The sequence below is a fragment of the Cardinium endosymbiont of Oedothorax gibbosus genome (assembly GCF_936981045.1).
Taxonomy (GTDB): Bacteria; Bacteroidota; Bacteroidia; order Cytophagales; family Amoebophilaceae; genus Cardinium.
In genome coordinates, this window is record NZ_OW441264.1 from 282,838 (window position 1) to 309,083 (window position 26,246).

Annotated in this window: 13 protein-coding genes, 1 tRNA gene and 10 pseudogenes; 15 read left to right on the plus strand and 9 right to left on the minus strand. The window is 35.9% G+C overall.

Going from position 1 to position 26,246, the window contains the following annotated elements:
• Nucleotides 1-13: 13 nt before the first annotated feature.
• From NBW36_RS01225 to NBW36_RS05520, 6 genes are all read left to right on the plus strand, one after another.
• Nucleotides 14-1,732: a carbamoyltransferase family protein gene (locus NBW36_RS01225; protein ID WP_250238584.1), complete on the plus strand. Its 1,719-nt coding sequence runs from the start codon at nt 14-16 to the stop codon at nt 1,730-1,732.
• A gap of 61 nt (nt 1,733-1,793) precedes the next feature.
• Nucleotides 1,794-2,924, plus strand: coding sequence for a glutamine-hydrolyzing carbamoyl-phosphate synthase small subunit (gene carA / locus NBW36_RS01230; RefSeq protein WP_250239064.1), 1,131 nt, complete (start codon nt 1,794-1,796; stop codon nt 2,922-2,924).
• Nucleotides 2,908-6,114, plus strand: coding sequence for a carbamoyl-phosphate synthase large subunit (gene carB / locus NBW36_RS01235; RefSeq protein WP_250238586.1), 3,207 nt, complete (start codon nt 2,908-2,910; stop codon nt 6,112-6,114). Before carA ends, carB begins: the two co-directional genes overlap by 17 nt.
• A 400-nt stretch (nt 6,115-6,514) precedes the next feature.
• Nucleotides 6,515-7,198, plus strand: a complete 684-nt coding sequence (gene elbB, locus NBW36_RS01240; RefSeq protein ID WP_250238588.1) for an isoprenoid biosynthesis glyoxalase ElbB — start codon at nt 6,515-6,517, stop codon at nt 7,196-7,198.
• A gap of 46 nt (nt 7,199-7,244) precedes the next feature.
• Nucleotides 7,245-7,973, plus strand: coding sequence for an IS256 family transposase (locus NBW36_RS01245; protein WP_252393348.1), 729 nt, complete (start codon nt 7,245-7,247; stop codon nt 7,971-7,973).
• A gap of 140 nt (nt 7,974-8,113) precedes the next feature.
• Nucleotides 8,114-8,254, plus strand: coding sequence for a hypothetical protein (locus NBW36_RS05520; RefSeq protein WP_369127318.1), 141 nt, complete (start codon nt 8,114-8,116; stop codon nt 8,252-8,254).
• Nucleotides 8,255-8,348: 94 nt separating this feature from the next.
• On the opposite strand, the gene NBW36_RS01250 is transcribed toward NBW36_RS05520, so the two are convergent.
• On the minus strand, nt 8,349-9,575 hold the full coding sequence (locus NBW36_RS01250) for an IS256 family transposase (protein ID WP_250238590.1): 1,227 nt from the start codon (nt 9,573-9,575) through the stop codon (nt 8,349-8,351).
• A 72-nt stretch (nt 9,576-9,647) separates the two neighbouring features.
• A pseudogene (locus NBW36_RS01255) lies at nt 9,648-10,676 on the minus strand (IS5 family transposase); the annotation flags it as partial.
• A 114-nt stretch (nt 10,677-10,790) separates the two neighbouring features.
• Here NBW36_RS01255 and NBW36_RS01260 point away from each other — a divergent pair.
• Nucleotides 10,791-10,931 (plus strand): annotated as a pseudogene (locus tag NBW36_RS01260) (transposase); the annotation flags it as partial.
• Nucleotides 10,932-11,176: 245 nt separating this feature from the next.
• Here the strand turns inward: NBW36_RS01260 and NBW36_RS01265 are convergent.
• Nucleotides 11,177-12,202: pseudogene (locus NBW36_RS01265) on the minus strand (IS5 family transposase).
• Between the two features lie 254 nt (nt 12,203-12,456).
• Here NBW36_RS01265 and NBW36_RS01270 point away from each other — a divergent pair.
• A pseudogene (locus NBW36_RS01270) lies at nt 12,457-12,618 on the plus strand (IS982 family transposase); the annotation flags it as partial.
• Between the two features lie 600 nt (nt 12,619-13,218).
• Here the strand turns inward: NBW36_RS01270 and NBW36_RS01275 are convergent.
• The 3 genes and pseudogenes from NBW36_RS01275 to NBW36_RS01285 form a co-directional block, all read right to left on the minus strand.
• On the minus strand, nt 13,219-15,699 hold the full coding sequence (locus NBW36_RS01275) for a bifunctional UDP-N-acetylmuramoyl-tripeptide:D-alanyl-D-alanine ligase/alanine racemase (protein ID WP_250238592.1): 2,481 nt from the start codon (nt 15,697-15,699) through the stop codon (nt 13,219-13,221).
• Nucleotides 15,700-15,889: 190 nt separating this feature from the next.
• A tRNA-Lys gene (locus NBW36_RS01280) sits at nt 15,890-15,962 on the minus strand.
• A gap of 246 nt (nt 15,963-16,208) precedes the next feature.
• Nucleotides 16,209-16,427 (minus strand): annotated as a pseudogene (locus NBW36_RS01285) (IS481 family transposase); the annotation flags it as partial.
• A gap of 85 nt (nt 16,428-16,512) precedes the next feature.
• On the opposite strand from NBW36_RS01285, the pseudogene NBW36_RS01290 reads away from it, so the two are divergent.
• Both NBW36_RS01290 and NBW36_RS01295 read left to right on the plus strand, forming a co-directional pair.
• Nucleotides 16,513-17,268 (plus strand): annotated as a pseudogene (locus tag NBW36_RS01290) (IS256 family transposase); the annotation flags it as partial.
• A 249-nt stretch (nt 17,269-17,517) separates the two neighbouring features.
• A pseudogene (locus tag NBW36_RS01295) lies at nt 17,518-17,897 on the plus strand (transposase); the annotation flags it as partial.
• A gap of 62 nt (nt 17,898-17,959) precedes the next feature.
• On the opposite strand, the pseudogene NBW36_RS01300 reads toward NBW36_RS01295, so the two are convergent.
• Nucleotides 17,960-18,809 (minus strand): annotated as a pseudogene (locus NBW36_RS01300) (IS256 family transposase).
• 105 nt (nt 18,810-18,914) lie between these two features.
• On the opposite strand from NBW36_RS01300, the pseudogene NBW36_RS01310 reads away from it, so the two are divergent.
• A pseudogene (locus tag NBW36_RS01310) lies at nt 18,915-19,796 on the plus strand (IS982 family transposase).
• A 556-nt stretch (nt 19,797-20,352) separates the two neighbouring features.
• On the opposite strand, the pseudogene NBW36_RS01315 reads toward NBW36_RS01310, so the two are convergent.
• Nucleotides 20,353-21,060: pseudogene (locus NBW36_RS01315) on the minus strand (IS6 family transposase).
• A gap of 173 nt (nt 21,061-21,233) precedes the next feature.
• Between NBW36_RS01315 and rpmB the strand changes: the two are divergent.
• The 4 genes from rpmB to ftsY all read left to right on the plus strand — a co-directional run bounded on the left by rpmB (nt 21,234) and on the right by ftsY (nt 22,953).
• A complete protein-coding gene (rpmB, locus tag NBW36_RS01320) occupies nt 21,234-21,491 on the plus strand; it encodes a 50S ribosomal protein L28 (RefSeq protein ID WP_250238597.1) in 258 nt (85 codons plus the stop codon).
• 42 nt (nt 21,492-21,533) lie between these two features.
• The gene (gene rpmG, locus NBW36_RS01325; RefSeq protein WP_250238599.1) at nt 21,534-21,719 is read left to right on the plus strand and encodes a 50S ribosomal protein L33; all 186 of its coding nucleotides are present in this window, start codon (nt 21,534-21,536) and stop codon (nt 21,717-21,719) included.
• A gap of 9 nt (nt 21,720-21,728) precedes the next feature.
• Nucleotides 21,729-21,887, plus strand: coding sequence for a DUF4295 family protein (locus NBW36_RS01330; RefSeq protein ID WP_250238601.1), 159 nt, complete (start codon nt 21,729-21,731; stop codon nt 21,885-21,887).
• Nucleotides 21,888-21,999: 112 nt separating this feature from the next.
• Complete coding sequence (gene ftsY, locus NBW36_RS01335; protein ID WP_250238603.1) at nt 22,000-22,953, plus strand: signal recognition particle-docking protein FtsY; 954 nt, start codon at nt 22,000-22,002, stop codon at nt 22,951-22,953.
• A 174-nt stretch (nt 22,954-23,127) separates the two neighbouring features.
• On the opposite strand, the gene secA is transcribed toward ftsY, so the two are convergent.
• On the minus strand, nt 23,128-26,244 hold the full coding sequence (secA, locus tag NBW36_RS01340; protein WP_250238605.1) for a preprotein translocase subunit SecA: 3,117 nt from the start codon (nt 26,242-26,244) through the stop codon (nt 23,128-23,130).
• Nucleotides 26,245-26,246: the final 2 nt, after the last annotated feature.

Below are 26,246 nucleotides of genomic sequence, written 5' to 3' on the forward strand. Positions count from 1 at the left end.
AACAATTGTAACTATGAAAACACCTACTTACATACTCGGCATTAACCATACCTATCATGAACTAAGCGCAGCTATTATTAGAGATGGCATATTAGTTTCTTGTATAGAAGAAGAAAGGTTATCTCGTATAAAACATGGCAAGGATGCGCAAGTTGATAACCCTAACATACTCCCTATTGCTTCTATTGACTACTGTTTAAAATCAGCAGGAATTCAGCCTAAAGAGATCGATTGCATAGGTATATCATTTGAACCTAGGCAGCGGCTACGAAATATAGATATTGATCCCTACTATGAACATCATAACTGGGGAAGTAAGATGGGAGAAGAGTTGTTTGTAGAGAAATTAATGCAAGTTCCTGATTTATTAAGTGCCCATTTAGAAGGGTATGATAAAAGTAATATCAAGTGGATTCCTCACCATATTTGCCATGCAGCAAGTGCGTTTTTTGTCTCTCCTTATGATGAGGCAGCTATTATTTGTATAGATGGCATAGGAGAATTTGCTAGTACTTGGTTAGGGCAAGGTAAGGGTAATAACATGTCTGTTTTAAAAGAAATAAATTACCCCAATTCATTAGGATTTCTCTGGGAAAAAATTTCTAAATTTTTGGGATTTTCAGATTATGACGCTGCAAAAGTAATGGGGTTAAGTGCTTATGGCAATCCAGATAAATTTCACCACTGTTTTCAACAATTGTTAAGTTTAGAGCGTGACGGTACTTTTAGCATTAATAATGATATTACTAGATTCAGATTAGAAGATTTCCACAGTCTTGAGGAACTGTTTAAAGTAAAAAAGGTTAATAACTTGAGGGAAATTACATCAGCTCATAGAGATATTGCAGCTGGTATGCAGAAAATCACTAATGACACTATGTTACATCTTGCTAAATACATTGCAAATGCAACAAAATCAACATATTTATGCCTAGCAGGCGGTGTAGCATTAAATTGTGTGGCCAATCATGAAATTTTAAAGAGTAAATACTTTGAAAGTATCTACATACAACCAGCTTCTAACGATGCAGGAACAGCTTTAGGTGCAGCTTTTCAAATTTGGAATTCATTAATGGGCAACCAGCGAACATATGTAATGGATCATAGCTATACATCATCTGAGTATGGGGCCAATGACATAGAGCATGTTCTTCGAAAAGAGGAATTACACTACAATAAAATCACCAATATAGAAGAAGTAGTTGCTGAACTATTAGCAGAAGGCGATTATATTATAGGTTGGTTCCAAGGGAAAATGGAATGGGGACCAAGAGCTTTGGGAAATAGATCATTACTTGCAGATCCTAGGAATGCTAAGATGAAGGATATATTGAACCTGCGTATTAAAAAAAGAGAATCTTTTAGACCTTTTGCACCTAGCGTATTAGAAGAATACGCACAGGAGTGGTTTAAAATTCCAGATTGTTGTGATTCAATATCCAAACAATTTATGCTTTTTACTTTTCCGGTACATGAAGATAAGATTCCCATAATTCCTGCCGTGGTCCATGTGAATAATACCAGCAGGGTTCAATTGGTAAATAAAAGGACAAATCCCCGCTATTATCATTTAATAGCAAAATTTTTAGAAAAAACAGGCGTGCCCATGATTTTGAATACATCTTTTAATGATAATGAGCCTATCGTTTGTACTCCATTGGATGCTGTAAATACTTTTAAAAAAACAGAGATGGATTACTTAGTTATGGATAATTTTCTTGTGCACAGATAACACATTTATTGCATAATGATTATTTATTATGAAATATCTAAACAAGAATGACTCTTTGCTAATGTTAGAAGATGGCACAGTTTTCTATGGCCGTTCAGTTGGCAGTAATGGGGTTTCAGTAGGTGAAATTGTATTCCATACATCCATGAGTGGTTATCAAGAAATCATAACGGATCCCTCTTATGCATCACAGATAGTAGTGTTTACCTACCCTCATATAGGCAATACAGGTATCAACAGCTGTGATAGTGAATCTAGCCGGGTTTGGGTCTCTGGCATGGTAATGCGCGATTTTATTGAAATCGGTAGTAGTTATAGAATGGAAAAATCATTAAGGGCATATTTGGATGAAAACAATACACTTGCTGTTTCTGGAATAGATACAAGATGTCTGACCCAACACATTCGTAAATATGGTTCTCTAAAAGGATGCCTTATGTGTGGAAATATAAATGAGGTACTTGCGCTTGATTTAATACAAGCATTTAATGCAAACATGAATTTTAATCTTATTGATAAAGTTACTTGTAGAGAAGCCTATAGGTATAACCCAAACAATGCTCCCAATCGATTCTTTTCTGAGTCGACTAAGCTAGACCAAATAGATAAATACAGAGTTGTAGTTTATGATTTTGGGGTAAAAAACTCCATATTAAATTGCCTAGTTGCTAAAGGGCTAGAAGTAATGGTTGTACCATCACATACACCAGTTGCATACATTGTCCGCCTTAAGCCAGATGGTATAGTTTTATCTAATGGTCCAGGAGATCCTAGAGCATATCTACCTCTTATTGCTAAAGTAGAAGAGATCTTACAAACTAAGATCCCTACGCTAGCCATTTGCTTAGGTCATCAACTTTTGGCATTAGCCTGTGGAGCTAAAGTTTTTAAAATGAAGTTTGGCCATCATGGTGCTAATCATCCAGTCTATGATTATGGAAGATCAGCTGTTATAATTAGTAGTCAAAACCACAACTACGCAGTATCTGATGAGGATTTGCCAGATACCTTATATGTAACAAGCCGCTCACTTTTTGATAACACCATACAGGGCTTAAAGCACAAGCATTTTGATGCAATGGGTTTTCAGGGTCATCCAGAAGGTGGCCCTGGTCCAAGAGATGGTAATTATCTATTTGATTGTTTTTTAGAGTGTATCAAAAAAAATAAAAAAAATGCCACGAAGAGATGATATAACAACTATACTAGTTATAGGCGCTGGCCCCATTATTATAGGTCAGGGCTGTGAGTTTGACTATGCTGGCACACAAGCATGTAAAGCTTTACTGGAAGATAACTATAAAGTGGTGTTGGTCAATTCAAATCCAGCAACTATCATGACAGATGTAGCAATTGCTCATGCAACTTACATAGAGCCTATTACGGTAGAGGTTATTGAAAAAATAATTGACAAAGAAAAACCTGACGCTATTCTATCAACAATGGGTGGGCAAACCGCTTTAAATATAGCTATGCAATTGCATGAGTCCGGCATACTAAACAAGTATGGAGTTAAAATGATAGGCGCTAGTTATGCTTCTATAAAAAAGGCAGAAGATAGGGAACTATTTAAATATTTAGTACATAAGTTAGGGTTGGAGCTACCTAAATCTTTAATAGTAGAACATATAGATCAAGCACTTTGTGCATTAAATGAATTGGGTTTACCTTGTGTGATAAGAAGCTTTTTTAGTTTAGGTGGTAATAAAAGCGGTATTGCTTATACAAAAGAAGAATTTCTAAAAATTTGTCAACAAAATTTTGCTTTGAACAGCAAACAAAAGCTTATTATTGATCAATCAATAATTGGGTGGAAAGAGTTTGAAATGGAGGTAGTGAGAGATCCTTCTGATAATTGCATCATTGTATGTACCATAGAAAATTTAAATCCAGTAGGGGTACATACAGGAGATTCCATCACTGTAGCACCCGCCCAGACCCTAACAGATAAGGAATATCAATATATGCGCGCTGCAGCTTTTGCACTTATAAGAGCAATTGGCATAGATACAGGAGGAGCTAATGTGCAATTTGCTGTGCACCCTAAAAATGGTCAAATATTGCTTATTGAGGTCAATCCCCGCGTTTCACGTTCATCAGCGCTTGCCTCTAAAGCAACTGGTTTCCCTATTGCAAAAGTTGCAGCAAAACTAGCGGTTGGTTATACCCTGAATGAATTAAGGAATCAAATCACCCATTCCGTAATACCCTGTTCATTTGAGCCAACTATCGATTATGTCGTTACAAAAATACCCAGATTTGATTTTGAAAAGTTTCCCAATACCAGCAATAGACTGGATACGCAAATGAGATCAGTAGGAGAGGTTATGGCAATTGGACGTAACTTTCAGGAATCTTTGCAAAAAGCTTTACAAAGTCTCGAGTTAGGCTTTAGTGGATTAGGTAAAACCCATAAAAAAAAACAACTAACTTCGCAGTGTTTACTAGATGCCATTAGGTTTCCCCAACCAAATACTGTTTTCCTTATAGCGGATGCTTTACGTTTAGGTTGCAGCATAGAAGAAATATATGAAGTAACTGCTATAGATAGGTGGTTTTTATTACAAATAAAAGATCTAATCGATGCAGAAATCCTGGTAACTAGCTTAACACTACAAGCAATAGATGCTTCTATGATGTGGGAGCTAAAAAGCAAAGGTTTTTCTGATAGTTATCTAGCTTTACTGTTGAATGTAACCGAGGATCAGGTGCGTTCTTATAGGCATAAGCTTAAAATTAGGCCTGTCTATAAAAGGGTTGATAGCTGTGCAGCTGAGTTTGCTACATCAACAGCTTATATGTATTCGACCTATGACTTGGCTTGTGAAGCTTTACCTACAAAAAATAAAAAGGTAATCATTCTAGGTAGTGGCCCCAATAGAATAGGACAGGGCATAGAATTTGATTTTAGTTGCACCCATGCAGCTCTTGCGCTTAAGGAGAAAGGTTTTGAGGTAATTATGGTTAACTCCAATCCTGAAACTGTTTCTACAGATTATGACATATCTGATCGATTATATTTTGAACCATTGACGCTAGAACATATATTAGAAATAATTAATATAGAAGAGCCACTTGGTGTTATAGTTCAATTTGGTGGTCAAACGCCTCTTAAACTAGCCTCAGCTTTACATAAGATTGGTGTCAAGATTCTAGGTTCTTCTATGGCTTCAATAGAGACAACTGAAGATCGAATCTTATTCAAAGAATTTATTCATAAACTAGAAATACCACATTTTCATAGTTTGCTATTCGATAGTAAGCAAAAGATCCAAGAAGCTACCCTTGCCTATCCAATTATTATACGTCCTTCTTATGTGCTGGGTGGGGGAAATATGAAAATAATATATAATCAAAAGGAATTAAAAGATTACCTTCTTAATCTTAGTGAAGCTAACAGAAACAATGTCCCATTTTTAGTAGAGCAGTTTGTAGAGCATGCCATTGAGATTGATGTAGATGCTGTTTTCGATGGCAAAGAGCTTTTAATTGGAGCAATAATAGAACAAATGGAAACTGCAGGCATTCACTCAGGAGACTCGATATGTTGCTTGCCTGCTTTCAGCTTAACTAAACATATAACTGACAAAGTAATAAAATATTGCAATATGCTGGCTATAGCTCTTAATGTGAAAGGCCTTATGAATATTCAATTCATTGTTAAGTATAATGAAGTATATGTCTTGGAAGTTAACCTTAGAGCCTCAAGAACAGTCCCTTTTGTTACTAAAGCAACTAAGGTTCCACTAGCTAAAATAGCAGCATTATGCTTAATGGATATTGGGTTAAAAGAACAAAAATTAGTTGCTAAACCATTACCAAATTTATTTTCAATTAAAATGCCTGTTTTCCCGTTTGCTAAATTTTTATATACGGATAACTTTTTAGGACCAGAAATGAAATCTACTGGAGAAGTGATGGGTATAGATAGTAGCTTACATAAAGCCTTACTAAAAGCTTGTTTAGCGGTAGGTTATACCATTTCATTGGAAAGTAACATTTTAATATGGCAATCCCCTCATGATCAAATAGCTAGAATCATTGGTTTAATAAACAAAGCCTTTTCTAATGTTTTTATTAATCATAAGCTAAATACTCACCTTGCAAATATAAAAAACTTAACCTATAAAGTCCTTGTTATAAGAGAAAATGACATTATCGATTTAATGAGAAATAAACATTTTGATATTATTATTAATATACCTAATCTAGAAAAGCTAGAGATGTATGGCTGTGCCATTCGTCAAGAGGCATTTATAAGAAAAACTTTGTATTTGGATTCACTTAGAAGTGTAAATACGTTTTTCAACGTTGAATTAACTAAACCCTATAAAGTGAAAAGTCTACAAGATTATTATAACGCAAGTTTGGGATTTATTTGACTGATTTACAACAATTTAATATCAATTATTTAGTTAATATTTGCACCTATTTAATAAGTTTTTATATCTAATTTTATAAATATAATATATATAATAAACTGATTATCAGAATTATTTGTTATTAAACTACCTATTTAATTATCTATAAAACAAATTTTATAAATTTTTATCAATATTGATTATCAAATGAAAAAATAATCTAATCCCGAACTCACGTTTATAGGGAACACATGAGGGAAGCCGCAGGTAAATTGATTCGTAATATAGTCTAAAAATTATAGGCATCAATTAACAAGGGGCTAACTGGGAAGGTAATAAAAGTTGATACTTACTAGCCAATTAAAAATAATTCATAGAAAGTAACTTTTTGTGCAGAGCATTGGTTTAAAAGAATAATATTATGATAAAAATTGCTGTAGTAATTTCAGGATGTGGTTTTTTAGATGGAGCAGAAATTTTTGAAACAATCTTTACGTTGCTTGAATTAGATAAACATGACGCCAGTGTCAAAATTTTTGCTCCTAATCAAAAACAACATTGCGTAATCAACCATTTAACAGGCCAAGCAATGACCCAAGAACGCAATATTCTGGTAGAATCAGCCCGTATTGCGCGTGGTAAAATTTACCCATTAAGTAAACTAGATGTTACAAATTTTAATGCACTTATATTACCTGGTGGAGCTGGTGTTGCTACAAGCTTATCTGATTTGGCTTTTAAAAATGAAAATGCTATGGTAATAGATGACTTAAAATCTATTATTGTCCAGTTCTACAAGTCATTAAAACCAATCGGAGCCATATGTATTGCTCCAGCTATATTGGCTTTAGCCTTGAAGGAATATACTAAGGTAAAAATTACGCTAGGAGCAAGCAATCCATTAATAAATAAAATAGGCGCACTAGAAGAGACTTGTAAAGCTAATAGTATTGTTGTAGACCATGATAATAAATTAGTTACTACACCTGCTTTTATGTCAAATGCTCCATTAACTAAGATACATCATGGTATTAGCAACCTAGTAGCCAAGGTTATTGAGATGAGCTGTAAATTAGCTATCGGGTCTTTTGTTTTAAGTGTGTAAATATTTTTTAGGATTTATCTTTACCTAAATCATAACACTTAAAACAATGAAAAGAAAAGAGACAGTTAAAGATGGGATAAGCAAGGCCATAGATGTACTGATAGAATCAGGTGTAGACCTTTCCAGACTTTTTGATCAAGACGGCTTACTCAAACAATTAAGTAAGCGTCTTGTAGAAAAAGCATTATATGCTAAAGGTATGAGTCTATCAGATATTCAGATTCAAATACAGGAATTATATGGCGCAGAAGTAAGTGAAAGCCTGATAAGTAACATCACAGACTCTGTTATTGAATATGTTAAGATATGGCAAAATCGTCCCTTAGAATCAGTCTATTATATTGTTTTTTTTGATTGCTTTGTAGTTAAAGTTAGACAAGATAAGCGCATCATCAACAAGGCAGTCTATGTCGCTTTAGGTATAGATAGATCTGGCATAAAGGATGTTTTAGGGCTTTGGATGAGTGAAAATGAAGGGGCTAAATTTTGGTTAGGCAATTTAACAGAACTCAAAAATCGGGGTATGAACGATATGCTCATTGCATGTACAGATAATTTGTCAGGCATGTCTGAGGCCATTGCTGCTGTATACCCAAAAACGGAACATCAGCTCTGTATTGTTCATGCAATTAGGGGTAGTTTGCAGTATGTTTCTTATAAACATAGAAAGGTATTAGTTGCTGATTTAAAACCAATTTATACAGCAGTTACCGAGCAAGAAGCATTGATGGCCTTAGAAGCTTTTGCTACTAAGTGGAATCAACAATACCCATAAATAGCCCAATCTTGGTATGCTAACTGGGATAATCTGATGGTATTTTTACAGTACCCTAATGCCATACGTAAGGTCATTTACACAACAAATGTTTGGAATCTGTAAATAGCCAATTTCGTAGAGTTACCAAAAATAAAAGAGTGTTCCCTAACGATCTAGCTGTTTTTAAAACATTATATCTAACTATTAACTACATGACTAGAAAATGGACCACCTCTATTCATAACTGGAGCGAGGCTATGGCACATTTTTTAATTAAATTTGAAAACAGAATTGAATAAAACCAAAAAAATAATTTACACACTTAAGTGGACAGAGCTGCTTCTAAGGGAAGTGTTCTGTAAACTGTGTCACATCTCCTGTTCATCTCAACGTCTATTTTAATCTACCGGGAAAAAAGATGTCTATCTGAGATATGGTCAACGCCCAGTTTCGCAGCGGCATAGTCCATTTATCCTCGATCTTCTTTATGGCACAATATACTAATTTATACAAAGCATTTATACTGGTAAACGCTCCTTTTGTCTTGGTAAACTTCCTAATCTGCCTATGCAAGCTTTCTATAGGATTGGTGGTATAAATTAGCCTTCTGACAGGATCTGAATACTTAAAATAACCAGACAAATGTTCCCAATTATTTTGCCAAGATTTGGTAACCATTGGATACTTCCCCCCCCATTTTTCTTCTAATTCCAATAGATAATGCTCAGCAACTTCCTTACTTGAAGCTTGATATATTTGCTTTAAATCAGTTAAAAAACGTTTTACGTCTTTGCTAGCTACGTACTTGAGTGAGTTTCGTATCTGATGTACTACACAGACCTGCACTTGTGCATTAGGGAAAACGCTATTTATGGCTGAAGGAAAGCTTTTTAGGCCATCAACACAGGCAATAAGGATATCTTCTACACCTCTTTCCTTAAGCTCGTTAAGTACACCCAACCAGAAGTTAGCCCACTCACTTTCAGACAAATAAAATCCCAATACTTCTTTTTTACCCTCTTGATCTATGCCTAATAAGGTATACATGCATTTGCTTACACATCTGCCATCTTCTTTTACCTTAAAAAACATCCTATCCATGAAAACTATCGGATAAACTGATTGAAGAGGGCGGTTACGCCATTCATTTATTATCGGTAACAAGCTATCTGTAATAGATGATATTTCAGCAGCTGATACTTTATGATCATAGATCTCTTCAACATGAACGGCTATAGATTTATAGCTCATACCACTAGAAAACATGCTTAAGATCTTGCTTTCCAGCTCAGGATGTAGGCTTGTTTGACGCTTTTTAACTATTTGTGGATCGAAACTACCTGTCCTATCCCTAGGAGTTAGCAGATCAAAGGAACCAGAACTTGTACGTAAAGTTTTAGAGCTTTTTCCATTTCTTCTATTATTTTCTGTTGAATCACTAGATAAATGGTGTGCCATTTCACCTTCTAGACTTGCCTCTAGAAGCTTTTTTATCAGAGGCGTTAAAGCACCACCTTTTCCTGTTAAAGGCTTACCTAAACGGATAGAGCACAAAATATTTTCCTCCAGAGATTTGTAATCTACTAAACCAACATAGGAATTGTCCTTATTTTCTTCCATGTCTAAAACCTTTAATGTTTATTTAATTAATTTATAACTTTTTATCGCCTTGACACAGTTTATAGAACACTTCCCCTTTAAGCCCTTATCTACAAAGGCACATTTCACCTTAGTACCAGATAGTTTTTCTGCTTGTAATAAACTCCTCTGTAAGCTATGTCCATCATATACATTAGGATGTAAAGCTTCCGTGGATACAATTAACCCCTGTTTATGGGTTAGCGTAAATTGTACCTTGCAACCATATTCATACGGATTTGAAGGCTTACCTTTACTCACACAGTAGACAGAGGGTTCATGGATACTGTAAACTTTATTTTTACTTTTTTTGATTGGTTGATAATTCTTTTTCTTAGAGATAGTAGCTGTGTAAATTGAGTGCGTATTTGCTCATCACAGGATTGTATAGAGCGTTATACATCTCTTACTACGCGCCCAAGATAGTTTTTTAATGTTTTAACGCCCTTGGATAAACGTTTAAATTGCTTAGCATGTGCATAGCCATCAACTTTACGTTTGATAGCTGCTCTTAGACGTTGGTAGTTTTGACGAAGTTTAATACCTGTTTTCTTGGCTATACTGACCAGCTTTTCTCTAGCCTTATTCAGCAATGAAGAATCAGTAGGAAAGCGAATATTTTTCTCCATTACAGCAGTATCAGGTATCACTTTTTCAAGTTCTTTTGAGCAAACTACTTTTTTTAAGGGCTAGTTGTATAGTCATCGATAAGATTTTGTTGAGACCTTCTTCTCCCAATCTCTGAGGCCAACGGGTTAATGAACTAGGATGACAAGGTGACTTAATCTGAAAATAATCATAACCACAAAAGTATTGCCAATAAGGATTTTCTATCCATCTAAGGACTACTTGCTCATCAGAAATGTGATACATATGACTCAGAATCAGCAGGCCTACAATGAGATGAATAGGTAAGGGAAGCTGTCCAGGGCCATAGGTAAAGCAGCGGTCTAAATCTGACTCTAGAGAGCGCCAAGGAAGCGAATCAGCTAACTGGAATAAAGCGTGTTTTGGATTAAGAAAACTAGATAAGTGTTGCTCAAGCAGTCTACCATAATTATGATATATCTTCTTAGATTTTATCCCTATTTTGCAAGCTTTTTGTACAAAACAAACCAAAATTTGGTTATTCTATAATACAAATTTAATCATATTTATCTTGATTAACAAATAAATATATAATATTTCAGGGACGACTACATAAGCAAAGATTTGTTTGAAAAACTGATCGAGAAAGGCGTGGAACTCATTGCCCAGATCAGAAAAAATATGAAAAATGCTTTTATGCCACTCTGGGATAAACTGATGCTTAGAAAACGATCTATAATTGAAACTATTAACGTGAGTTCTGGATTTATTTGACTGATTTACAACAATTTAATATCAATTATTTAGTTAATATTTGCACCTATTTAACAAGTTTTTATATCTAATTTTATAAATATAATTTTAGGCCGTTGTGATAGATTTCTATTATAATATTTTTAGGGTTGTTTAGACTGATTTTTGGTATTAAAGTGGTATTAATTTTATTATTTATTGATTTTCATGTACTTTTATTGCATTTTAGACAGACCATTCCCCTAAAGACCTCTTAATATGATATTTGGCGACCTGTATAAGTTATAGGCTATTGCTTCGATAACGTGTTGCGTATGAGTTTTAGCAAGTCCTATGTAGCGAGCTCCTGAGCTTCGGAATCAACTTTTAATACTTCCAAATACACGTTCTACTTTATACCTGGTTTTAGCTACCAATGTATTAAACCGTTTAGCAGTAGGTGATAAAGGATTATTTCTAGTGGCTTTCTTCTGAATAGCTGATTTTAAGGCTTTATTCTTTAATAAGGTTTCATTAGGTGATCCGCTATAGCCCTTATCTGCATATAGCCTACTACCTACTTTTAGCTCTACTTTATCCAATAAGACTTGTAAATGAGCACTATCATGACTAGATGCTTTTGTGGTACTGACTGCTAGGACTAAGCCTTCTTTACTTTCCACAAGGATGTGACGCTTATACCCATAGTAGAGATTATCTCCTTTTTTTGTCCAACTCGCTTCTGGATCTACACCTTTTTGATAACTTTCGGCTACAGTTATAGTGCCATCTTCATGGAGATCATAGCTTTTTTTACCTTTAGGGCGCCTAGCGGTAGGCGTAATAGAGGCATCAACAACTGCACCATGTTGAACTAATACACCATGACTAGATAGTTGATCGTTAATTATTTTCAATAACCTTTCTAGGACCTGCTTCTCCGTAAGCGCAGTCCTAAACCTGCTTAATACGCTATGATCTGGAACAGAACTATCCATGGAAATACAACAAAATCTGCTGAAAGTGATACGATCATTTACTTCTTCTTCTACTTGATAGTCACTCAGAGCATACCATGTTTGAAGCAACAGCATTTTAAATAAAAGAAGCGGGCTATAAGCTGCCTTTCCTGATAAACACAAACCTTTAGGATAATACAAGAAAAGTTCTTTTTCTATTACTTTCCAAGTAATCAGCTTATTAAGCTGATCGAAAAAAGTATGCTTACACTTACGTCGACTGGCTGAAATATCTGCAAAACTTAATTGATTATTTGTTTTGACGGCCATAACAATATTATTAAAAAGCTTAAGTTTAAACGATTAAAGAATCAACCTAATTTAACCATTGTATAACACTAAAAGTCACTTTTTATAACAAAGCTTAAAACTCTATTGCAACAACCTCAATATATATAATAAACTGATTACCAGAATTATTTGTTATTCAACTACCTATTTAACTGTCTAATAAAACAAATTTTATAAATTTTCATTGATATTGATTATCAAATGAAAAAATAATCTAATCCCGAACTCACGTTATTATAGATCAGCTCAAAAATATTAGCCAGATAGAACATTCCAGGCATAGAAGCATACCTAATTTTCTAGTCAATTTGATAGCTGGAATTACAGCTTATGGACTAAAAGAGAAAAAACTTTCTATAACTAATATATATATGACTGGTTCACAATACGTCTAATCCCGAACTGACGTACATACCCAAGAAATATATGCTTTCTAGGCTGTTTTTAGGTCATTTTTTAAGCTTATAAGTTCAAATCTTGTAACCATTTTCCTTAAAAATCCCATACAAATCTGTCCTATAGCCATCATCCGTAGCGAATAGATTCTTTCGCAGAAGGTCTACAGAAAATATTCCTATAGAGGCAGAAGCAATAGAGGAATTAATGTCTAAAGGGTAAGAAAGAAATGTATATCATACCTTTTTGCTTGATCAAAAAGTAGCCAAAAAATCAAGCCTTATGAAAAAAGTTGTTGAAAATACACCTTACAGCTGGAAAATCAGTAGCCACCCTATGGGCTCCATGAAACTGTTTTTCTGATCAGCTGTAAGATGTGCTTTCTGATTGCAACTTTTTACAAGGGACGTTTTTTTCTTGTTTTTAGGCAGTATTGCTAAAAGGCTGAATGGATACCATTGCCATACCGCTGAATAGATACAGTAGCTTTGCTTGCATAATGGTTTAGCGTATAAATGCTATATTAAAATAAATAATCAAGATACCAATGATTTTATTATTTCAAATTTAGGTCATGCCTAGCGTATAATAAAGTATGATTAGGTATAATAAATGCGTTTTATCCTTGGGCCTATTTGCGTGAGCAATTCGTAGGAAATGGTACCTAACTGCTCCGCTAGTAGATCTATAGAGTGTGCTGCACTAAAAATAATCACTTCATCACCAAGTTTTACCGTTATACCTGTCACATCAACCATAGCCATATCCATACATACATTGCCTATAATAGGACATGCATGACCTTGAATGATTACTCTGCCTTTTCCGCAGCCAAATGATCTGCTGAAACCATCTGCATAACCTATCGGTATGGTCGCAATCGTCATAGCTTGCGTGGCTATGGCTTTTCGATCATATCCTATGCTATCGCCTTTTTGAATAGATTTGACCTGTGAGATCGTAGTTTTAAGCGTGCTGGCTGGTAGTAGATAGGGCCGTATGGTTGGCGCAACCCCTACACCATGTAACCCAATCCCTATTCGTACCATATCAAATTGAAACTGGGGAAAACGTAGTATACCATTGGTATTTAAAATATGTTTTAAAGGATTGATTGACAGATGTTTTTCTATATATTCCGTCATCTGTATAAACTTTTCTACTTGCAAGCAGGTATACGAATCGTGTACATCTGTTTGTGAAGCGGCTAAATGGCTAAAGATACTCACGACATGTAGACAAGGCATGTGTTGTAGTTGCCTTATGAGCTGGTCTAGTTCTCTTTCCGTTATGCCCAAACGGTGCATGCCCGTTTCTAGTTTAAGGTGGATGGGTATAGGTTGGATCGATCTTTCTGATATAAAAGCAGCTAGTTCATCTAATAATGCTAAACTGTATATTTCTGGCTCTAAATGGTAGTTTAGGATGGCATCAAAGTGATCGTCTGTTGGTTTCATCACCATAATTGGTAAGGTAATGCCTTTTTTGCGCAAACAAATGCCCTCATCCATATAGGCAACTCCCAGATATTCAACACTATGGCGCTGTAGTGCAGAAGCGAGTTCAAAACTACTGCTGCTACTGCCGTAGGTGGAGGCCTTGACCATAGCCATGATTTTGGTACCTACTTTTAGTTGCCTTCTAAAGTAGGAGAGGTTGTGCCTAATCGCATGCATATCTATCTCTAAAATCGTTCCATGGGTATTTTTTTCTATCGTTTGCACCACGCGTTCTAACCGAAAGCTACGTGCCCCCTTTACTAGGATGGTTTCATCTTTAAAGGATGGCTTTTCTGCTATAAATGCTTCTACGCTATTAAAAAAAATAGTTTTTGACATCGAAAAAAGGGGGCTATAGTGGCTGATAACTGGTCCAATACCAATCAATCGATCGATTGCATATTTGGCCAATAATATAGCTAGTTCCTGATAAAGATGGTGATCAGGTGTGGCACATTGGAGCATATCAGATAGAATAACCGTTTGTTTGGTGAGCTGTTGTTGTTTCATAAAATCTAATGCAATCCTTAGGCTGACTATATCATTGGTGTAGGTGTCATCTATAATCTGACACCGATGGATGCCAGCTTTAAGGGTCATGCGCATCGGTATGGCTTTAAGCTGCAGCAGTGAACGTTGCAGTTGTGCTGGATCAAACCCATTGTCTAGTAGATAGACCAGACAATGGGTGATATTTTCTATGGAAGCACTATCTTGAAAAGGGGTTACAAAAGTATTGCTTTTGGTTGATCTAGTAATTTGTAATGTGGTTTGGTTGGCTAGTCGCTTGCAGGTAACCAGATAATCTGCTGTTGGGTTGTGAAAAGACCAATTTACCAGTACTTTTCCATATAGTTGTGCAAGGGTTAGGTCAATCAGTGGATGGTCTTTACAATAGTAAATGGTGCTACAGCTGGTAAACAATTTTAATTTCTCCTCAATCTTTTGCGTAATGTTTTGAAAGCCTTGGCTGTGCGCAGGGCCGATGTTGGTCAGTAGTCCATGGGTGGGTTGAATAAGTCGAGCCAATTTTTCCATTTCACCTGTTTGCGAAATACCTGCTTCGAAAACTCCATATTCATGGTCAGGCTGTAACAAACTTACAGCAAGTGGTACACCCACTTGAGAATTATAACTGTGTGGATTGCTAACGGTTTTGTACTTTCTGGATAACCATTCATGCATCCACTCCTTGACAGTCGTTTTGCCATTGCTGCCTGTAATACCCAACAGCGGTAAGCGATATTTTGATCGGTAAAAAGTAATAAATTGGTGTAACGCTTCTAATGTATCCGTTACGGCTAGAATATTTACATCGTTGTATGTTTCTATGATAGAGTAGTTGCATGAGTGGTTTACTACAAACTGGCGTATGCCTTTGTTATACGCTTCTGTTATATAATCATGACCATTGTGGTTAATACCTACCATTGCAAAAAAAAGCGGAAATGGTGTAAGGGTTTTACTCCTGCTGTCTATGCTGAGTTCTGTTATGGGCAAATTAGCTGTTTCAGCTACTACTCGGCCTGCTGTAACGGCTACTAAGTCACTAAAGTAGGCAAGGATGTGCGGGAGGTGCATAGTGGACTGAATTTGGTTATGCGATACATAAAGAAATGTATTCTATTTTTTGCTTGATAAAAGTAAGTAAAAAGTCAAGCGCTTTTGTTAAAGAACGCCTTAGCGATTTACTATTAGTGGGAGGGAAGTCATACGCCAGTATAGCGGCTAGAAACAGGCTTAACGAAGTTTGGTAACCATTTTGGCAATGTGATCCCGCTGGGACTCGAACCCAGGACCCTCTCCTTAAAAGGGAGATGCTCTACCAGCTGAGCTACGAGATCAACATCAATTTGATGAATGTAAATTTATTCTATTTTTAGAGAAAATAAAAATTATGCTACTATCTGTTTAGCAAATAGTGAGGGCTTAAGAGCTTACTTCGTCAGAACTACTTTAATAATAATTTGATATTCAATAAAGTTAAGATATGAAGGCTGGTAGCAAGGGGCCACACCAACCATAGATGTCAAGTTAAGCACATTATAAGGAATAATTTTGGTTCTGTCGCGTTTGTTTTTAAGAAGTTACTAGGTGTTTAGTCCCAAAGTGTAGTGGAAAGGATTAGTATGAAATAATTCAGGCTTTTTCTCCCACTGCTTACAAATAAACTCATAAGGTGAAAGCCCCTTAAGTGTTTTAAGCCGTTTAGCGTGATTATAAGCTATAATAAAATGATAAAGATGCGTTTTTAGATGCTCATGAGATTGATAATAGTATTTTTTCACTGTAGCATCTTTAAGGGTTCGGAAGTGTTCACTAAACTGTGTCAAATCTTTAAAAAGTTATAATTTACATACTTAACAGATAAAGGTTTTAGCCATAGAAGAAACAATGCATAATGACTACGTTGGCTTAGTAGATTACAAATCTCTAGAGGCAAATATTTTATCCTCTATCCGTTTAGGTAAGCCTTTAACAGGCAAAGGTGGTGCTTTAACGCTTCTGATAAAAAAGCTTCTAGAGGCAAGTCTAGAAGGTGAAATGGCATACCATTTATCTAGTGATTCACGAGAAAATAATAGAAGAAATGGCAAAAGCTCTAAAACTTTTCGTACAAGCTCTGGTTCATTTGATTTAGTAACCCCTAGGGATAGGACAGGTAGTTTCGATCTGCAAATAGTTAAAAAGCTTTAAAAAAGTTTACATCCTGAGCTGGAAACCAAGATCTTAAGCATGTTTTCTAGTGGTATGAGGTATAATTCTATAGCGTCTCATGTTAAAGAAATTTATGATCATAAAGTGCCAGCTGCTGAAATATCGGCTATTACAGATAACTTGTTACCGGTAATAAATGAATGGCGTAACCGTCCTCTTCAATCAGTTTATCCAATAGTTTTTATGGATGGCATGTTTTTTAAGGTGAAAGAAGATGGAAAATGTGTAAGTAAATGCATGTATACCTTATTAGGCATAGATCAGGAGGGGAAAAAAGAAGTATTAGGCTTCTATTTGTCTGAAAGTGAAGGTACTAACTTCTGGCTAGGTGTACTTAACGAACTTAAGGAAAGGGGTGTAGAAGATATCCTTATTGTCTGCGTTGATGGCCTAAAAAGCTTCCCTTCAGCCATAAATACCGCTTTTCCTAATAACGTGAGTTCGGGATTTATTTGACTGATTTACAACAATTTAATATCAATTATTTAGTTAATATTTGCACCTATTTAACAAGTTTTTATATCTAATTTTATAAATATAATATATATAATAAACTGATTACCAGAATTATTTGTTATTCAACTACCTATTTAACTGTCTAATAAAACAAATTTTATAAATTTTCATTGATATTGATTATCAAATGAAAAAATAATCTAATCCCGAACTCACGTTAATACACAAGTTCAGGTCTGTATAGTACATCAGATACGCAACACACTCAAGTATGTAGCTAGCAAAGATGTAAAATTTTTTTAACTGATTTAAAGCAAATATATCAAGCTTCAAGTAAGGAAGTTGCTGAACATTATCTATTGGAACTGGAAGAAAAATGGGAAAAAAAGTATCAGATGGTTACCAAATCTTGTCAAAATAATTGGGAGCATTTATCTGCTTATTTTAGGTATTCAGGTCCTGTCAGAAGGCTAATTTATACAACCAATCCCACAGAAAGCTTGCACAGGCAGATTAGACAATTTACTAAGAAAAAGGGGGCATTTACCAGTATAAATTCCTTGTATAAATTAGTATATTGTGCCATAAAAAAGATGGAAGAAAAGTGAACTATGCCCGTGCGAGAATGGGCTTTGTCCACTTAAGTGTGTAAGTTATTTTTTTGGTTTTATTCAATTCTGTTTTCAAATTTAATTAAAAAATGTGCCATAGCCTCGCTCCAGTTATGAATAGAGGTGGTCCATTTTTTAGTCATGTAGTTAATAGTTAGATATAATGTTTTAAAAACAGCTAGATCGTTAGGGAACACTCTTTTATTTTTGGTAACTCTACGAAATTGGCTATTTACAGATTCCAAACATTTGTTGTGTAAATGACCTTACGTATGGCATTAGGGTACTGTAAAAATACCATCAGATTATCCCAGTTAGCATACCAAGATTGGGCTATTTGTGGGTATTGTTGATTCCACTTAGTAGCAAAAGCTTCTAAGGCCATCAATGCTTTTTGCTCGGTAACTGCTGTATAAATTGGTTTTAAATCAGCAACTAATACCTTTCTATGTTTATAAGAAACATACTGCAAACTACCCCTAATTGCATGAACAATACAGAGCTGATGTTCCGTTTTTGGGTATACAGCAGCAATGGCCTCAGACATGCCTGACAAATTATCTGTACATGCAATGAGCATATCGTTCATACCCCGATTTTTGAGTTCTGTTAAATTGCCTAACCAAAATTTAGCCCCTTCATTTTCACTCATCCAAAGCCCTAAAACATCCTTTATGCTAGATCTATCTATACCTAAAGCGACATAGACTGCCTTTTTGATGATGCGCTTATCTTGTCTAACTTTAACTACAAAGCAATCAAAAAAACAATAGGATAGACTGATTCTAAGGGACGATTTTGCCATATCTTAACATCTTCAACAACAGAGTCTGTGATGTTACTTATCAGGCTTTCACTTACTTCTGCGCCATATAATTCCTGTATTTGAATCTGAATATCTGACAACCTAAGTTCGGGATTAGCTTGTTAAAAAATAGCTTTAAAAAGCTCCTTTGTGTTTTAAATTTGGAGATAAAAAAATACTAACCAGATTATCCAAAGGAGCCAGTTATGAATGTAGAAAAATTAGTTGAAATATATTATGCTGTTGATGAATTTCTCATAAAGTTTATGCCGTATATGGAAAAACAACTGTTAACCAACTCTAAAAGAAAACCCACTAGAACTTGTTCATTAACTTTGAGTGAAATAATGACTGTTCTTATTGCCTTTCATGTGATTGGTTTTAGAAATTTTAAGTCTTATTATATTCATTTACAGCAATTTCATTCTAGTAAATTTGGAAAGTTAGTAAGCTAGAATAGATTTATAGAACTGATCCAAAGAATGTTAGTTCCCTTGTACTGTTTTACACAAAGTTTTTCTAAAACAAAAACAGGTTGTTATTTTATGGATGCAACAGCCATCAAGGTTTGCCATATCAAAAGAGCCTATACGCACAGGGTTTTTAAATCGATTGCTACTAAAGGTAAAACCAGCATCGGTTGGTTTTTTGGATTAAAGTTGCACTTGATAGTCAATGATTTAGGAGAAATTATGAATTTTCAACTGACCACAGGTAAAACTAATGATAGGCTTCCTGTAGAAAATTTATGTAAACACTTGATGGGTAAAATGTTTGCCGATAAAGGTTACATAAGCAAAGATTTATTTAAAAAACTGATCGAGAAAGGCGTGGAACTCATTACCCAGATCAGAAAAAATATGAAAAATGCTTTTATGCCACTTTGGGATAAACTGATGCTTAGAAAACGATCTATAATTGAAACTATTATAGATCAGCTCAAAAATATTAGCCAGATAGAACATTCCAAGCATAGAAGCATACCTAATTTTCCAGTCAATTTGATAGCTGGAATTACAGCTTATGCACTAAAAGAGAAAAAACCTTCTATAACTAATATATATATGACTGGTTCACAACGCGTCTAATCCCGAACTGAGGTTATAAGATACTACTCTTTTTCTTGAAAGATCTCGCAAATGTCGTCATATTGTAGCTTCGCTCCCATTGGGCCTCTAATGCTTTATAATCTAGTAACGTGAGTTCTGGATTAGATTATTTTTTCATTTGATAATCAATATTGATAAAAATTTATAAAATTTGTTTTATAGACAGTTAAATAGGTAGTTGAATAACAAATAATTCTTATAATCAGTTTATTATATATATTATATTTATAAAATTAGATATAAAAACTTGTTAAATAGGTGCAAATACTAACTAAATAATTGATATTAAATTGTTGTAAATCAGTCAAATAAATCCCGAACTCACGTTGCTAAGCCAACACAATCATTGTGTATTCTTTCTTCCATGGCTAAAACCTTTATCTGTTAAGTATGTAAATTATAACTTTTTAAAGATCTGACACAGTTTATCGAACACTTCCATACGCTAGGTGCATTGCTGCAGGGTTCTGTCGCTTCTATATTTTCGTTAGTAACGTCTTTTCTTTTAAGTGAAGTTTTGGATATATATTGGTTATTATTCGGCCATTAGCATAACAAAATTCTCAAAAGTAGAAAGATGATTTTTAGCTCCGATTACTTGTCCTTTTTGAATCATACGAATGTTTTCTATCCCTGCAATGGTAATGGCTGCAGCCTTAAGACACTTAAAACTAAGCATAGGTTTTAGCCGTTTTTTGATAAACCTATGATCTTGTTCAACTCTATTATTCAAGTATTTGTTTTGAAATATTTGAATGGTATGATCTTGATCAAGTTCTGTATTGATCGCATCAAGGGCAGCTTTATTACTACCGCTTTTGTCAATTACTACTTTCTTAGGAATATTATTTTCTGTGATCGCCTTACGAAAAAAAGAAAAAGCTGCAGACTTGTCTCTATGCTCAGATAGAAAAAAGTCAACTGTATCACCATAACGATCTACTGCTCTATATAAATAGATCCACTTCCCGTTTAGTTTAACATAGGTTTCATCCATTCTCCAACTACCACCAACTGGTCGCTTTTTTTTTCTTACTGCTTCATCTATAAGAGGAACAAACTTAATAACCCATCTTTGTAGCGTAGAACGATCAACTCTTGCGCCTCTCATACGCACCATCTCTTCCAAATCTCTATAGCTCAAGGAAAAACGACACTTCATCTAGACAAATAATAGGATGACTTCTGCTGAAGAACAATAGCCTTTAAAATAAGGTAATAATTTGGGCGAAATATTAAACATAATAACTACTTTTTTAAATACCGATACTAAAATAATCATTTTTTAGAATAAACGAGACAGAACCTTCATGAGCGTATCAATATGGGCTTGTTATGCATACCGGAAGCAATTAAGGATTTGAATAATGTCCGAATTTATAATATATTTGTAGGTATTTTAAAGCATATAGAAAAATGGCAAGAATTTGTGATATAACGGGAAAAAAGCCTATTGTAGGGAATAATGTATCCTATGCAAATAACAAAACCAAAAGATGGTTTTATCCAAACTTGCAAAGGAAACGTTTTTATGTTCCGGAACAGGATATTTGGATTCCATTGAAGGTTTGCACTTCTATTATTCGTACCATCAATAAGAAGGGGATTTATGCGGTGTTAAAAGAGGCCAAGCAGAAGGGGACTTTGTCCAAGCAATACCACTGGTTGGTCTAAATAAGTAATCACTTGAAACTTGATAAATAGTAGTAAAGCAAAATGGCAAAGAAAAAAGGCAGTAGGGTTCAAGTAATCTTAGAGTGTACAGAGCATAAAAGTAGTGGAATGGCAGGCATGTCGCGGTATTGCACGGAAAAGAATAGAACGACTACTACTGCACGCATGGAATTAAAAAAGTATAATCCTATACTTAAACGTCATACCCTTCATAAGGAAATTAAATAATCACCCATTATGGCAAAGAAAGTAGTGGCAACCCTTTCTAAAGGAGATGCAGTCAAGTTGACCAAGCTGATTCAAGTAAAAAAATCAGCAAAAACCGGGGCTTATACCTTTCGTAGCAGAATTGTACCCTCCGAAGCAATAAAAGAGATACTATCTAGTAGAACATAGCCATTGGTCTCTGCTAGCCTTAATAACAGATCGTCTCTTGCCTTGTATATTGCGCAATAGACTGATTCAGCAATCTATAGTTTTGCATAGGCAGGAAAATAAGTTACTTGCTATGAGTATTTTTGATTTTTTTTCTAAGCCAGCCACTCCTAAAACACATTTAGTAGAAGTGCTTTCTAAGACGCGTCAGTCTTTTTGGAGTAAGCTTTCCAAAATTATCGCTGGAAAATCTACCGTTGATAGTGATGTGCTGGATAGGTTAGAGGAATTGCTGATTGGTTCAGATGTGGGTGTATCTACAACCCTTAAGATTATAGGTGCTATAGAACAACGTGTAGCACGGGATAAATACCTTACCACAAGTGAACTAGACCAAATTTTACAGTCTGAGGCGGAGCAGCTTTTACATGTTGCACCTATATCGAATAAGGATGCTATTGCTCCTGTTCATCCGCACATCATACTTGTAGTAGGGGTGAATGGTGTAGGTAAAACTACTACCATTGGCAAACTAGCTGCACAGTTTATAACCCAAGGCAAAAAAGTTATACTGGGTGCTGCAGATACTTTTCGTCCGGCGGCGGTAGAACAGCTTACCATTTGGGGCAATCGCATAGGGGCAGAAGTAGTAGCACGAGAGATGCAATCAGACCCTTCATCCGTTGCATATGAAACGGTACAACAGACTATACGAAATAATGCAGATGTGGCCATTATAGACACGGCGGGCCGGTTACATACCAAAGTACATCTTATCAATGAACTAGCTAAAATTAAACGAACCATTCAAAAGTGTCTTCCTGGAGCTCCACAAGAGGTATTATTGGTGCTGGATGGCACAAATGGACAGAATGCCTTCCTTCAAGTAGAAGCTTTCACAGCTGCTGTAGCCGTAACCGGAATCGTTGTAACCAAACTAGATGGAACCTCTAAAGGAGGCATGGTACTGGGTATAGTAGATCAGTTTTCTATTCCAATTAAATATATTGGTGTGGGCGAAAAAGTAGAAGACTTAAGGCCTTTTGATCCCCATGCATTTATCACTTCCTTATTTCATAAATGGTAAAGAATGTATATTTTATTTTTTTTGCTTGATAAAGAAGTGTGATATAAATTTTTACCACTGACTTGAACAGGTACTAGCCCAGGCTTACAAAAAGCGGTTAATGGATGGTTGGTATGCCCCCACGCTTATGGCTGCCGACAAAAAATTTGGCGCGCAGTAAAATTAAGGCAACCACTAACCTTTTTTGCCCGGCTGCCCTTCCGTATAGGACTTTAATGGCAATTGTACATAAAAAGGTGCATGGAACAAGAAAGAAATAATTTCTTGACTTATGGTAGCCGTGAATTTTCTAAACAAGTGATAGGCTTCAAACTTAAAGGTTATAATAGGGTCTTGCCTTTCATAGATGGCATTTTGAACCGATTGCTTTAAATCATCCATAACCCGTAAATGACTTTTCCAATGTTGATCAATTACATGAAGGACAACCATGCATGCTAAATTTTTAACCAGCTCTCTTCCACCAGACGCCATAAAGAGTGTAGGGTACACAGTCGCTCTAATGTACATTTTACCATCAAAAAAGGGAACTTCCACACGATCACTACTGCCTATAACAGACGCCTTAAAATAGGAAAATAACCTCTCCTGTAATGCTGTAGTGCGTTGGGAATATGTCTTTGCCAGTTGCTGATAGATAGCCTCTATAAGGACTTCTTTCTTTTTACCTGCAAAAAATGATTCTGAAAAGGTATCTCCAAATACAGCAGAAAAAATGGGATTTAGAAAACTTGCTTCTAGTTTACTATCTTCATGCTCTATAATGTTGGTCACCGTATCGTAGAGCATATTGATAATATCCACTTCAACCCCTTTGCCTAATAAAGCACGGTTCCGCCTCTGATAAACTGCACCACGATGGGTACCCATTTCACGGTCATACTCTAACAAACGCTTGCGCATAGCAAAGTTATTCTGTTCTACCTTTTTTTGTGCCCTTTCGATAGACCTGCTGACCATACCATGTTGAATGACCTCTCCCTCTTCCAAACCAATTTTATCCATTATAGCCGCAATTCTATCAGAACCAAAGAGACGCATTAAACTATCCTCTAAGGAAAGAAAAAACTGAGAAGAACCTGGATCGCCTTGTCGCCCAGAACGGCCACGCAACTGCCTATCGACGCGTCTTGATTCATGACGTTCTGTACCAATAATGGCCAACCCACCAGCTGCTTTTGAGGCCTGGTCCAACTTAATATCCGTACCGCGACCCGCCATATTTGTGGCAATCGTAACGGTACCAGCTATACCAGCTTGTGCCACTATTTCCGCTTCTTTTTGATGGTGTTTTGCATTTAAAATCTGATGGGGAATTTTACGAAAAGCAAGCATTTTGCTGACCAATTCAGATACTTCTACAGAAGTAGTACCCACTAAAACCGGTCTCCTTTTGGCAGATAAGGAGACTATTTCTTTAATGATGGCATTAAATTTTTCCCGTACTGTCTTGTAAACCTTATCTTCTTTGTCCTCTCGCAACAATGGCCTATGGGTGGGAATAGGTACTACCGCAAGGCCATAAATATCCCAAAATTCCTCCGCATCCGTCTCGGCTGTACCAGTCATACCGGCTAACTTATCATACATATGGAAGTAGCTTTGAAGGGTAATAGAGGCATAGGTCTGAGAAGGTTTTTCAATCTTAACACCCTCCTTGGCTTCTAAGGCTTGATGGAGGCCATCTGAATATCTACGGCCATCCAATACCCGACCGGTTTGTTCATCTACAATTTTTACTTTACCCTTGGATACAATATAGGCCACATCTTTTTCAAATAAGGCATATGCTTTTAACAACTGATGCAAGGCATGAATACGTTGTGCTTTTACCTTATAAGTTTGCTGAAAATAAGAACGCTTAGCGAGGCTTTCTTCATGGGTCAAAGCAGTATCATTCTCAATAGCCGCAATATGAGCTGCTACGTCTGGCAATATAAAGAAAGAGGGATCTTTTTCTTGTTCGGTTAGATAGGTGAGCCCTTTTTCAGTGATCTCAACATTGTTATGCCTTTCATCAATGGAAAAGAAAAGGGAGGCATCTGCTTGAGGCATCATCTTAGCATTTTCCTGTATGTAATAAGATTCTACATTGTCTAGGATTTGACGCATGCCTTTTTCACTAAGAAATTTAATTAAAGGCTTATACTTAGGCAATCCCCTATAGGCACGAAAAAGAGCTAGCCCTCCTTCCTCTATATTGCCTGCTTTTATTTTTTGCTTTGCTTCTTGTAGCAGCTTAATCACTAGTTCCTTTTGTAGTCTATAGAGCTGTGCAATTTTAGCAGCCAACTCTTTATAAATGTGCTCATCACGCTCTTCTACGGGACCTGAAATAATAAGTGGTGTTCTAGCATCATCAATAAGGACAGAATCAACTTCATCTACAATAGCAAAATAGTGCGCACGCTGTACCAAATCACTGGCATCTGTTACCATATTATCCCTGAGGTAGTCAAAACCAAATTCATTATTGGTACCAAATATAATATCGGCTTGATAGGCACGTTGCCGCTCAAGGGAGTAAGCAGGATAGCGATCTATACAGTCTACTGTAAAACCATGGAATTCAAAAATAGGCGCCATCCATTCTGTGTCTCTCTTGGCCAAATAGTCGTTTACGGTAACCACATGGACGCCTGCATTGCTTAATGCATTTAAAAAGGCAGCTAAGGTGGTAATCAGGGTCTTACCCTCCCCAGTAGCCATTTCAGCTATTTTCCCTTGATGTAAGACCATCCCTCCTATTAATTGCACATCGTAGTGAACCATTTCCCAAACAACCATACGCCCACTTACTTGCCATTGATTCTGCCAAATGGCTTGATCGCCCTCTATGGTCACGTAAGACTTACGGGCAGCAATGGCTCGATCATGGTCATTGGCGGAAACGCTTAACTGACTATGATCTCTAAAACGGCGAGCGGTTTCTTTGACAATGGCAAAGACACGTGCCAATACCTGATCTAAAATGGATCCCAATGCTACTCTGTGGTGTTTTTTTAACTGCTCTAGCCGCTTGTAATGGTCTACCCTGGCGTGAACTGTAGCCAAAGCATCGGTTAGCTGTTCATCTGCTGATCTACTTAGCCGCTCAATTTCAGATGTAATAAGTTGCAAGTGCGTGTCTATCTCTCCACGAACAGCCGTAACCTCTGCCCGTAATTGATCATGAGAAAGAAGCTGTAACGACTGATAAATTTGGTTGATTTCAGGTATTTTTTGATTATAAAAACGGAGTTGTTGCTCTTTCTTTGAAGTAAAAATTTTAGAAAAAAGTTGATAAAGCATCT